Genomic DNA, 11023 nt, shown 5'->3' with positions numbered 1-11023 from the left:
GTTCAAATCCCGTCAGGACCGCAAGACAAGAACCCGCATCCTTCCGGATGCGGGTTCTTTCGTTTCCCCGGCCGCCGCACGTCTCCGACGTTTTCCCGGCCGCCGCGCGTCTCTCCGACCGCCGCGCGCTTGCCCGGCCGTCGCGCCGTCTCTGCGACCGTCGCGCCGTCTCTGCGACCGTCGCGCCGTTTCCGCCGGACGGCGGGTACTTCCTCGCCTACGACAAGGGCCGTCGACGCCGTGGTCACGCGGCGGTAATGCGGGGTCCAAATCGCGGATGCCGGGCCCTTGGCGCCTTGACTGCGTCGCCGCGCCGGGAGTACCTAAGCAGGAGAGCCCCTTGTCCGTTCCCGCGGGGGCCGCACCCGGGGGTGGTGTGCGTGACCGCATCGACGACGAAGCCATTGAGGCACGAGACCGGCGCGCTGCTGCGCGCCCATCTGGCGGCTGTCTCCGGACACCCGCATCGCACGGGGTACTGCCCGATCTGCCATCGCCTGCGGCGGCTCGCCATGGAGTCGGGGCCTGGCGACGCCCTCGTCGCCGGCGCCTTGGACACGGGCGAACTCTTCGCGTACGTCACGGTGGAGGCGCTCGGCGCGACGGCGGCCGGCCTACCCGAGGGCCAAAGCCCCCCGGCCGTCTGACGTTTGGGTCCGGGGCGGACCCGGCGAGCGGCTTCCGCCGGGGTGTGCGCGCCGCGTTGACAAGGCCCGGACGGTGTGACGGGTGTCACTCGAAGAGTTTCCTGAAGGACCAGACTTACGCACTCCATACAACGTACCAATTTAATATGTGCAATTGCACTGCCTTTCCGGCCCTCCCCGACCGACTCTCCTCACCCCCCACACAGCCTCTCAACAGGGACGCGACAGGCTCCTCACACCACACAAAAAAGATCGCGCTGGACTCGGCGGAGTCCAGCGCGATCGACGACTTACCCGTGTTGCTCGGGCATGGGACCTGTTGGGGCAGGTGCCCGTCGTGTGGAGCTATGTGTAGGGATCGACCGAGTTGGGGGAAACGCGGTCAGCACCCTGGATCGTTGACCCCCAGGGGGCCCGATGGACCCCATGGGGCTCATGGTTGAGCCCTGTTGAGCGTTGCTTAGCCCTGCTGGAGAGGTCAGGCTTCGCTGCGCTGCTGCGGAATACCCGCAAGCAGTGCGCGAACCTCTGCCTCGCGATACCGGCGATGCCCACCGAGCGTGCGGATGGACGTGAGCTTGCCGGCCTTTGCCCAGCGCGTGACCGTCTTCGGGTCCACACGGAACATCGTGGCAACCTCAGCCGGGGTCAGCAGCGGCTCGGCATCAGGGGTGCGAGCGGTCATGAGCGGCCTCCTCGGGAGAACCGAACCTTCTCGGTTCTTTCCTCTAAATTCTGCACCTTGACCCGCGTTGCCCGAAATGGCGGACGCGGGCCGAGTCGGTTATAGGACGAACGGCTTGTCCTCGGCACTACAACTACACCATCCGTCCAGCCACGTCGGCCAAACCGATGGAATTGCCCTCTGAGGTGTTCATCAGCGGCGGAAGCCGATGGACCATGCCATAGCGGACAGTTACGTCGCAGATACGATCAGTCACAGAGCGATCAGGAGTCACCAGACCCCCCGTATAGAGTGCAATGCTGAGCAATCCGCCCACACTTGGACGGATGGAGCCCTCCCCGGACTCCTTGTCCTATTTTGGCACGAGGGGGGGTGATGGGCGCAAGAGCCCCGTTAGTGCGGTCCGTCACGCTTGAGACAAAGGCCCGGATCGGGACTTCCGCCCCGGCCTCCGGTTCAAGTCCGGTTCAAGCCTTGCCCATGCCCGCTTCATGCCCGATTCACGTGCCGCCGCCCGAAGGCGGGCAGCCACCCGATCGCGTGACGGCGCGGGCACGCTCAGTTCGCGAACTGCCGGTACCTGACCGCGCGCCAGCGCTCGCTGAGCCGTCCGTACGCCTCGCTCGCCAGCTCCCCGTCGCCCGCGCGCAGCGCGGCGATCGCGGCGGACAGATCGGCCGCCGAGCGGTCCTCGGCCAGCTGGGTACCGGACAGGACGTGGACCAGACCTCCGTAGTCCAGTTCGACCAGTGAACGCGGGTGGAACTCCTCCAGCCACCGCCCCACGTCGATCAGCCCCTCGGTCATCGGCCCGTCGTCGACCGCGTCCCGCAGGGTCTTCAGCGAGCGCGCCAGCCGCCGTCTGGCCTCCACCATCGGGGTCCGGTAACGCAGGGACGCGTCCCGCGGACCGCGCGTGTCCGGCGGCGCGCCCGGCTCGTAGTCGCGCTCCTCGTCGGAGAAGAGCGTGAACCAGCGCACCGGCACCTGCCACACCGCCGTCCTGATCCACGGCCGGGCGTCCGGATTGCGCTCGCGCCAGCGCGCGTAGTCCGCCTCGGCCTGACCGCGCACCACCTCGGGCAGCACCGCCTCCAGCAGCTGCGGCGGCAGCGTCCGCGTCAGCTCCTCCAGCGCCAGCCAGCCGCGCAGCCGGGTGCGCCACGGACAGACGCACACCACTCCGTCCACCTCGGTGACGAACGCGTCCCCGCTCTCGTGCACCGGAACGGCCACCGGCGGCGTCGGCAGCAAGTCCGCCAGGGAGCGGCGCAGTTCGTCCTGCGCGCTCGGCGTACGGTCCCGGGCGGCGTAACGCCGCCAGTGATCCCTCTCGGGTTCGGGAAAGGCGGCCAGCGGCTCGTACACCCGCAGGTAGGACGCGTAGGGCACAGGAACAGAAGACACCGCCGGCATGGAGCGCATCGTCCCACGCCCGTCACTCTCCAGGGGGTGATCCCGGGCACTGAGGCCGATCCCGGGGTGCGGAGGACTTAACCTCGTGCTTGCCCCACCGGTTCCCTCCCCCACCCACCGGAGGGACTTCCGCCCACCGCTCCGTACTTGGGAGTCACCACCGTGACCGATGTTTCCGGCGCATCCGCTGACGTACTGCACACCCTGTTCCGCTCGGAGCAGGGCGGCCACGAGCAGGTCGTGCTCTGCCAGGACCGCGCCAGCGGCCTGAAGGCCGTGATCGCCCTCCACTCGACCGCCCTCGGCCCCGGCCTCGGCGGCACCCGCTTCTACCCGTACGCCTCCGAGGAGGAGGCCGTCGCCGACGCGCTGAACCTCTCCCGGGGCATGTCGTACAAGAACGCCCTGGCCGGTCTGGACCACGGCGGCGGCAAGGCCGTGATCATCGGGGACCCCGAGCAGATCAAGACGGAGGCGCTGCTGCTGGCGTACGGCCGGTTCGTGGCCTCGCTCGGCGGCCGTTACGTCACCGCGTGCGACGTCGGCACCTACGTCGCCGACATGGACGTCGTGGCGCGCGAGTGCCGCTGGACCACCGGGCGCTCCCCCGAGAACGGCGGCGCGGGCGACTCCTCCGTACTGACCGCCTTCGGCGTCTTCCAGGGGATGCGGGCCAGCGCCCAGCACCAGTGGGGCGACCCCTCGCTGCGCGGGCGCCGGATCGGCGTCGCGGGCGTCGGCAAGGTCGGCCACCACCTGGTGGAGCACCTGCTCAAGGACGGCGCCGAGGTCGTGATCACGGACGTCCGCGCAGAATCGGTTACCCGGATCACCGACCGGCACCCCGAGGTCACCGTCGCCGCCGACGCGGACGCGCTGATCCGTACGGAGGGGCTGGACATCTACGCCCCGTGTGCGCTCGGCGGCGCGCTCGACGACGAGACCGTGCCCGCGCTCACCGCCTCGATCGTCTGCGGAGCGGCCAACAACCAGCTGGCCCACCCGGGTGTCGAGAAGGATCTCGCGGACCGCCGGATCCTCTACGCGCCGGACTACGTGGTGAACGCGGGCGGGGTGATCCAGGTCACCGACGAGCTGCACGGCTTCGACTTCGAGCGGTGCCGCGCCAAGGCCGCGAAGATCTTCGACACCACTCTGCAAATCTTCGCACGTGCGAAGAGTGATGGGGTTCCACCGGCCGCCGCGGCCGACAGGATCGCCGAGCACCGGATGGCCGAGGCCCACCGGAGCTGATCGCGGACCGTTACCGGCGCGCCCCCGGAAGGAGGCCCGCCGGGCGCGGAAAAGGACGCGAAAGGGACGGTCCGGGGGCCCGGAGGAAGCCGTCGGCGGGGTCCGGAACGGGCTTCCGGGCCCCCTTGACGGGCCCCCGGACGATCGCGGGATTGCCGGGGAGACCAGACTCACCCCGGTCGGCGGGTCGGCTCCTCAGAAGAGGTTAAAATCGCTGCTGACCAGGGAGGACGGGGCGTCTCACTGGTCCTGCGCCGGGGCGCGTCATGCGGGCGGCGTACCGTATGGCCGCGAGAGCAGGTACCGTTGAAGCCCTACGGACGGGTCTCTCCGCGGAGAGCTCGTTCTGATTCATGAACGCGTGTCAAGACTCTGGGGCCGTCGAGCCCCGTCACCGAGGGGGTCGAGCCATGGGGCGCGGCCGGGCCAAGGCCAAGCAGACGAAGGTCGCCCGCCAGCTGAAGTACAACAGCGGCGGGACAGACCTGTCGCGTCTGGCCAACGAGCTGGGCGCATCGCCTTCGAGTCAGCCACCGAACGCAGAGCCGTTCGAGGACGACGAAGAGGAAGATGACCCGTACGCACAGTACGCGGATCGATACAACAACGACGAGGACGAGGACGACCAGTCCGGACCCTCGGCGCGGCGCCGCGGCGCTTGACGTCCGTATCCCCCGAGCATCAGCTCATCACCCGGTCCGGGGCAGCAGTCCCGGACCGGGTTCTGTGCTGTCCGGAGCGCTGACGCTGTCCGGAGTGCTGACCGAGACCGGGTGCGGACGGGATCCGTCCGGGCACGGTGCGGCGCACGGACGGACCACGCGGACCATGCGGTCCATGCGGCCCACGAGGACCAGGCCGCTCAGCCGTTGCTCGCGTAGTCGCCGGTCAGGGCCGCTCCCGTGGTGTGTGCGCCACGCTCGGTGATCTCCCCGGCGACCCAGGCGTCCACGCCTCGGTCGGCCAGGGTCGTCAGCGCGGAGTCGACGGAGTCCGCCGGGACGACGGCCATCATGCCGACGCCCATGTTCAGCGTCTTCTCCAGCTCCAGCCGCTCCACCTGTCCTGCCGTGCCGACGACGTCGAACACCGCGCCGGGCGTCCAGGTCGAGCGGTCCACCGTCGCGTGCAGCCCGTCCGGGATCACCCGCGCCAGGTTGGCGGCGAGGCCACCGCCGGTGATGTGGCTGAAGGCGTGCACATCGGTGGTCCTGGTGAGCGCCAGGCAGTCCAGGGAGTAGATCTTCGTGGGCTCCAGCAGCTCCTCGCCGAGGGTGCGGCCGAACTCGGCGACCTCCCGGTCCAGCGCCCAGCCTGCCCGGTCGAAGACCACGTGCCGGACCAGCGAGTACCCGTTCGAGTGAAGCCCTGAGGACGCCATCGCGATCACCGCGTCACCCGTACGGATACGATCCGCGCCGAGCAGCCGGTCCGCCTCGACCACGCCCGTACCGGCGCCGGCCACATCGAAGTCGTCCTCGCCCAGCAGCCCGGGGTGCTCGGCGGTCTCGCCGCCGACCAGGGCGCAGCCGGCCAGCACACAGCCCTCGGCGATGCCCTTGACGATGGCGGCGACGCGCTCGGGATGGACCTTGCCGACGCAGATGTAGTCGGTCATGAAGAGGGGCTCTGCGCCGCAGACGACGAGGTCGTCGACGACCATGCCGACGAGGTCGTGGCCGATCGTGTCGTACACGCCCATCTTGCGGGCGAGGTCGACCTTCGTGCCGACGCCGTCGGTGGCGGAGGCGAGCAGCGGGCGCTCGTAGCGCTTGAGGGCGGAGGCGTCGAAGAGCCCGGCGAAGCCGCCGAGGCCGCCGAGGACCTCGGGGCGGCGGGTCTTCCTCACCCACTCCTTCATCAGCTCGACCGCGCGGTCACCGGCTTCGATGTCGACGCCCGCGGCGGCATAGCTGGCACCAGTAGTCGTTTCGGACATGGCTGGATACTTTCCTGTCGTCATATGGGTCATCGAGAACTGATCATCGAGGTCGGTGATCGTCGGGGTCGGTGATCGTCAGGGGTCGGTGATCGTCGGCCGTCGCGGCCGGTCCTTCGGTCCGCCCACGGTGACGTGGGCGGACCGGACCGGGCGATGACCGGGTCAGGGGCGCCGCAGCGCTTCGGTGGCCGCCGTATTGGCCGGTCCCGCCGCCAGCTCGGTCTCCAGCAGCTGCTTGCCGAGCAGTTCGGGATCGGGCAGCTCCATCGGGTACTCCCCGTCGAAGCAGGCACGGCAGAGGTCCGGCTTGGCGATCGTGGTCGCCTCGATCATGCCGTCGAGGGAGATGTACGCGAGCGAGTCGGCGCCCATGGAGGTGCCGATCTCCTCGACCGACATGCCGTTGGCGATCAGCTCCGCGCGCGTGGCGAAGTCGATGCCGAAGAAGCAGGGCCACTTCACCGGCGGCGACGAGATCCGGATGTGGACCTCGGCGGCGCCCGCCTCGCGGAGCATCTTGACCAGGGCGCGCTGGGTGTTGCCGCGCACGATCGAGTCGTCCACGACGACCAGGCGCTTGCCCCGGATGACTTCCTTCAGCGGGTTCAGCTTGAGGCGAATGCCCAGCTGGCGGATGGTCTGGGACGGCTGGATGAAGGTCCGGCCGACATAGGCGTTCTTGACGAGACCCGAACCGTAGGGAATGCCACTGGCCTCCGCGTAACCGATCGCGGCGGGTGTGCCCGACTCCGGAGTCGCTATGACCAGATCCGCCTCGACCGGCGCTTCTTTGGCGAGTTTCCGCCCCATCTCGACCCGGGACAGATAGACGTTCCGCCCGGCGATGTCCGTGTCGGGACGGGCCAGGTAGACGTACTCGAAGACACAGCCCTTCGGCTTCGCTTCCGCGAATCGCTGGGTGCGCAGGCCGTTCTCGTCGATGGCGATCAGCTCGCCCGGCTCGATCTCCCGGACGTACGAGGCGCCGCAGATGTCGAGGGCGGCACCCTCGGAGGCGACCACCCAGCCGCGCTCCAGCCGACCGAGGACCAGCGGGCGGATGCCCTGCGGGTCGCGGGCCGCGTAGAGCGTGTGCTCGTCCATGAAGACGAACGAGAAGGCGCCCTTCACCTCGGGCAGGATCTTGGCGGCGGCTTCCTCGACCGTGAGGGGCTTGCCGTCGTCGTCCGACTGGCTGGCCAGCAGGGCCGTCACCAGATCGGTGTCGTTGGTGGCGGCGACGCGGGTCGTCCGGCCGTTCTCCTTGGGCAGGTCGGCGACCATCTCCGCGAGCCGCGCGGTGTTGACGAGGTTGCCGTTGTGACCGAGCGCGATCGAGCCGTGGGCCGTGGCCCTGAAGGTCGGCTGCGCGTTCTCCCACACCGAGGCACCGGTGGTGGAGTAGCGGGCGTGACCCACCGCGATATGACCCAGCAGAGAGCTGAGGGATGTTTCGTCGAAGACCTGTGAGACGAGGCCCATGTCCTTGAATACAAGGATCTTGGACCCGTTGCTCACTGCGATGCCCGCGGACTCCTGTCCGCGGTGCTGAAGGGCATACAGTCCGAAATAGGTGAGCTTGGCGACCTCTTCGCCCGGGGCCCAGACTCCGAAGACGCCGCAAGCGTCCTGGGGGCCCTTCTCTCCGGGGAGCAGGTCGTGGTTGAGTCGTCCATCACCACGAGGCACGCCACCGAGTGTAGGCGAGATCGACCACTGGTCCGAATTGGGGATACGGATCAGTGGGCCGGATCAGCTCCGGCGGAGCACGTCGGAGCCGTGGCCCGGCGCTTTCAGGCAGCGGGCCCGGCGGCCACGCCGAGGCCGTTCCCGGCGAGGAGCTTCAGACGGTTGTGGCTCAGCTCATACTCGATCTCGCCTTTCAGCACCTTCTCGAATCGCTCCTGAAGGGCCATTTCGGGCTTGGGGCACGCCTTCCTGGTGGTGCGGAGCGGGCCGAAGGTGATCTTGTTCGTCGCCTCGGAGATCTTCACCGGGCCGCGGAAGGTGTTGCAGCCGTCGCTGCCCTCCACCGTGCCGCCCGCACCGTCGGCTCCCTTACGCAGCGTGAGGGAAGCCTTGCCCTCCGTCCCGGCCGGGAGGGAGCCCTCGGTGTCGCCGTGCTCGATGACGGAGTCGACGACCTCGTCGACCGTCCAGACCGTCCCGGTGAGGGGCTGGGGTGTTTGGCGGGTGAGGACGATCGTGTCGCCGCCGGGGGCGGTGAGGGTGACGCGCTTGGTGTCGGTCGCGGCGTCTTGGGCGTCCGTCTTGGGGTCCTTGGGGTCCTTGGCGTCCGTCTTGGGGTCCTTGGCGTCCGTCTTGGGGTCCTTGGCGTCCGTCTTGGGGTCGGACCGGCCGGGGACGGTCTCCGTCCTGGCCGTGAGCTTTCCGCTGAACACCTTGTCGAAGGCGTCGGCGAAGGGGCGCTCCTCGTCCGGACAGAGTTTGAGCGTGGACATCCCCTGGTCGTCCCCCACGTCGAGGGTGTCGCCCTTCACGGTGACCTCGCCCGCGGTGCGGAGGTTGCAGTCCGGGGACGAGCGAAACGTTCCGTCAGGATCGACTCGCATCCGGGCGCCGTCCACGGGCGTGGTCTTCTTGCCGTCGACCGTCACGCTGTCGATGTCCCAGACGGTGCCCTTGACGCCGTTGATGCCCTTGGCGTTGCGCAACGTCTCGGTGAGCGACGTGTCGTCGGTCCCGGACACGGAGCGGGCGTCGTCCACGCCCGAGCCCGAGCCGGACTCCGTGCCGCAGGCGGACAGGAGGAGCAGGGCCAGCGCCGTGACCGCGGTGGCCGCCACGCCGGTTCCGGTGACTGTGGAGGTCTGCTGCTGCTTCGTCATGCCGCTGTGACGGAGAGCGCGGCCTTACGGTTCCGCCTCCCCCGTACCGGCTACCGGCCCGTCACGTCATGAGCGGGAGCAGGCCGGAGAGGTCCGCGCGCTCCCCGCTCGCGCTCACCCGCGCCGTGTCGAGCGCCTCGGCCCAGGCCGTACGGCCGGTCGCGAGCCTGATCCAGGTCAGCGGATCGGTCTCCACGACGTTGGGCGGCGTACCGCGCGTGTGCCGGGGCCCTGGCACGCACTGCACCACCGCGTACGGCGGCACCCGTACCTCGGTCGACGCGCCGGGCGCCTTGACGGCGAGCGCGTCGGCCAGCAGCCGGGTGCAGGCGGCGAGCGCCTGCCGGTCGTACGGGATGCTCAGCCCGGCCGCCCGGTTGAGGTCGTCGGTGTGCGCGATCAGCTCGACGGTCCGGGTCACCAGGTAGTCCGCGAGCCGCATCGCGCCCACGCGGGTGACGAGCATCCGCCCGTCGTCGGCCGCGGGCAGCAGCGCCTCGAACCGTGCGGCGGCCCGCGCGAACAGCTCGCCGGGCGGCGCGGTCGCGGCGAGCGCGGTGACGTTCTCGGCGATCGCGCCGGCCACCCGCGCGGTGGCGAACGGCCACGCGGCCAGGACGACCACGGGCCCGGCCTCGGCGACGGCGGCGGCCTCGGACCGTACCGGCTGCTCCAGGCAGAGGTTCACCGACTCGACCGCCATGCTCAGATGCGCCGCCAGCTCCCGTACCGTCCACTCCCCGAGCCCGGTCGGCAGCGCCAGCTGTTCGGGCGTCAGCGCCTCGACCGCCTCCCGTACCTGCCCGAACTGGGCGGACACGGCGGCGCGAATCTTGGCGGGGTCGTAGCCGCGCGGGCGCTTCTTGGCGGGCTTCGCTGCTGGTGGCATGGTGACGAGGCTAACGACCCGGTGCGGGCGGCCCCGCACCCCGCCACGGTCGGCCGCGTGCCGGAGCGCTCTGCCCGGGGCGGCGCGGAGCGGCGGTGAGGGCGTCGAGGTACGAGGAGACCGGCCCGAGGGTGAGCAGGCCGCTGCCCGCCCCGGCCAGCTCCGCCGCGGCCGGGGCCAGGGCGTGGTGGGCGCGGCGTATCGTCTCGTGGTCGCCGAGGGCGAGGGCCGCGCGGGCGATGAGGCACCACAGAGCCTCGAACAGCAGGTCGTGGGGTGGTTCGGGGGCCCGGCGGAGCGCGCTCGCGGCCTCGTCGCGGCGGTCGCGCGCCAGCAGCAGCAAGGGGCGGACCCAGGGCTCGTACGGTCCCCAGTCGGACGCGGGCGGCTCGTCGGCCCGGAGGAGCGGGGGCGTACGGCCGGGGGGCGTGTCCCGCACGCGCAGCGACAGCAACGCGAGGGGCAGCAGGCCGCGTTCCAGGCCGGGCATCCCGGCGCCGTCGAGGCGCGCGGCGGCGGCCCGGTAGGCGGTCTCGATCGCGGTCCGGGTCGCGGTCCAGGTCGCGGGCTCCGCCTCCTGGGCCGTCGTCGCGGCGAGGCGCAGCGCCCGGTACCACTGGGTGAACACGGCCACCAGCGGCCGTTCGTTGCGCTCGGCGAGGCGTTCGGCGGCGGTGGCGTGGGCGTCGGCTCCGGTGAAGTCCCCCAGCGCGCCACGCGCCTGAAGGCGGATGAGGTGCCCGAGGACCTCGAAGTTGACGAGGCCGTGCCGGGCGGACAGCGCGACCAGCTCGGCCCCGATCGCGTCCCGGCGCGGGGCCAGGCCCGCGCGGTGGCAGCTCTGCATGAAGACGCCGTTGAGGGCGAACGCCAGGAGCGCGGGATCGTCCAGCCCGCGGGCCGTCTCCTCCGCCTGCCGGGCGGCCCGGAGTCCGCGCGCCGTGTTCGTCCCGCGCGATTCGAGGGCGACGGTGGCCAGCAGCCGGACCCGCGCCGCGTCGTGTCCGTCGGGCGGGAGGGCGGTCAGGGCGCGTTCGGCCGCCGCGACGACGTGCCGTGCCAGCTCGGGGTCGTCGGAGCGGGTCCAGATCGCCGGTACGTCGTACGCGCCGATGACGCGGGCGGTCAGCTCCGCGTCGCCCAGTTCCTCCGCCGCCGCGATGGCCGCGACGCGGTGCCCGCGGGCCGCCTCCAGGCCACCGCCGCCGGTCACGGCAAGGTCGCGCAGCAGCCCGACCGTCGACTCCAGCCGGGCCCGCGCGCCGGATGCCACGGTGCGGTCGTACGCCGCTGCGGCCTGCGCCCAGACACGTCCGGCGGAGGGGGCGGAGGGAGAGGGGG

At 70.8% G+C, this 11023-nt stretch carries 9 protein-coding genes and 1 pseudogene; 3 read left to right on the top strand and 7 right to left on the bottom strand.

All coding sequences use genetic code 11. The features are described from left to right. Positions 1-380 precede the first annotated feature (380 nt). Positions 381-647 (top strand): DUF6274 family protein, encoded by a 267-nt coding sequence (locus DVH02_RS29690; RefSeq protein WP_147286157.1) that lies wholly within the window; start codon positions 381-383, stop codon positions 645-647. Between the two features lie 478 nt (positions 648-1125). On the opposite strand, the gene bldC is transcribed toward DVH02_RS29690, so the two are convergent. Continuing rightward, positions 1126-1332 carry a developmental transcriptional regulator BldC gene (bldC, locus tag DVH02_RS29685; RefSeq protein ID WP_003949541.1) on the bottom strand — a complete coding sequence of 69 codons (207 nt, stop codon included), beginning with the start codon at positions 1330-1332 and terminating at the stop codon, positions 1126-1128. Positions 1333-1890: 558 nt separating this feature from the next. Further along, complete coding sequence (locus tag DVH02_RS29675; protein ID WP_114626948.1) at positions 1891-2748, bottom strand: hypothetical protein; 858 nt, start codon at positions 2746-2748, stop codon at positions 1891-1893. A 162-nt stretch (positions 2749-2910) separates the two neighbouring features. On the opposite strand from DVH02_RS29675, the gene DVH02_RS29670 reads away from it, so the two are divergent. Then, positions 2911-4002 carry a Leu/Phe/Val dehydrogenase gene (locus tag DVH02_RS29670; protein WP_114626947.1) on the top strand — a complete coding sequence of 364 codons (1092 nt, stop codon included), beginning with the start codon at positions 2911-2913 and terminating at the stop codon, positions 4000-4002. 410 nt (positions 4003-4412) lie between these two features. After that, positions 4413-4664: a DUF3073 domain-containing protein gene (locus DVH02_RS29665; RefSeq protein WP_114626943.1), complete on the top strand. Its 252-nt coding sequence runs from the start codon at positions 4413-4415 to the stop codon at positions 4662-4664. A 200-nt stretch (positions 4665-4864) separates the two neighbouring features. Here DVH02_RS29665 and purM read toward each other — a convergent pair whose 3' ends face one another. The 5 genes and pseudogenes from purM to DVH02_RS29640 form a co-directional block, all read right to left on the bottom strand. Further along, entirely contained in the window at positions 4865-5941 is a 1077-nt protein-coding gene (gene purM, locus DVH02_RS29660; protein WP_114626942.1) for a phosphoribosylformylglycinamidine cyclo-ligase, read from the bottom strand. Between the two features lie 165 nt (positions 5942-6106). After that, positions 6107-7633, bottom strand: a complete 1527-nt coding sequence (purF, locus tag DVH02_RS29655; RefSeq protein ID WP_114626941.1) for an amidophosphoribosyltransferase — start codon at positions 7631-7633, stop codon at positions 6107-6109. A 104-nt stretch (positions 7634-7737) separates the two neighbouring features. Then, a complete protein-coding gene (locus DVH02_RS29650; RefSeq protein ID WP_114626940.1) occupies positions 7738-8793 on the bottom strand; it encodes an META domain-containing protein in 1056 nt (351 codons plus the stop codon). Between the two features lie 61 nt (positions 8794-8854). Continuing rightward, positions 8855-9682 (bottom strand): maleylpyruvate isomerase family mycothiol-dependent enzyme, encoded by an 828-nt coding sequence (locus tag DVH02_RS29645; RefSeq protein ID WP_114626946.1) that lies wholly within the window; start codon positions 9680-9682, stop codon positions 8855-8857. 10 nt (positions 9683-9692) lie between these two features. Further along, positions 9693-11023: pseudogene (locus DVH02_RS29640) on the bottom strand (SARP family transcriptional regulator); the annotation flags it as partial.

It is taken from the genome of Streptomyces corynorhini, assembly GCF_003346515.1.
GTDB classification, from domain to species: Bacteria; Actinomycetota; Actinomycetes; order Streptomycetales; family Streptomycetaceae; genus Streptomyces; species Streptomyces corynorhini.
This window is presented reverse-complemented; position numbering and strand designations above follow the sequence as displayed.

Excerpts from the sequence above, each read along its gene's own strand:
- bldC (WP_003949541.1), bottom strand. The coding sequence starts at position 1,332 with ATGACCGCTCGCACCCCTGATGCCGAGCCGCTGCTGACCCCGGCTGAG.
- DVH02_RS29675 (WP_114626948.1), bottom strand. The coding sequence starts at position 2,748 with ATGCCGGCGGTGTCTTCTGTTCCTGTGCCCTACGCGTCCTACCTGCGG.
- DVH02_RS29665 (WP_114626943.1), top strand. The coding sequence starts at position 4,413 with ATGGGGCGCGGCCGGGCCAAGGCCAAGCAGACGAAGGTCGCCCGCCAG.
- DVH02_RS29650 (WP_114626940.1), bottom strand. The coding sequence starts at position 8,793 with ATGACGAAGCAGCAGCAGACCTCCACAGTCACCGGAACCGGCGTGGCG.
- DVH02_RS29645 (WP_114626946.1), bottom strand. The coding sequence starts at position 9,682 with ATGCCACCAGCAGCGAAGCCCGCCAAGAAGCGCCCGCGCGGCTACGAC.
- purM (WP_114626942.1), bottom strand. The coding sequence starts at position 5,941 with ATGTCCGAAACGACTACTGGTGCCAGCTATGCCGCCGCGGGCGTCGAC.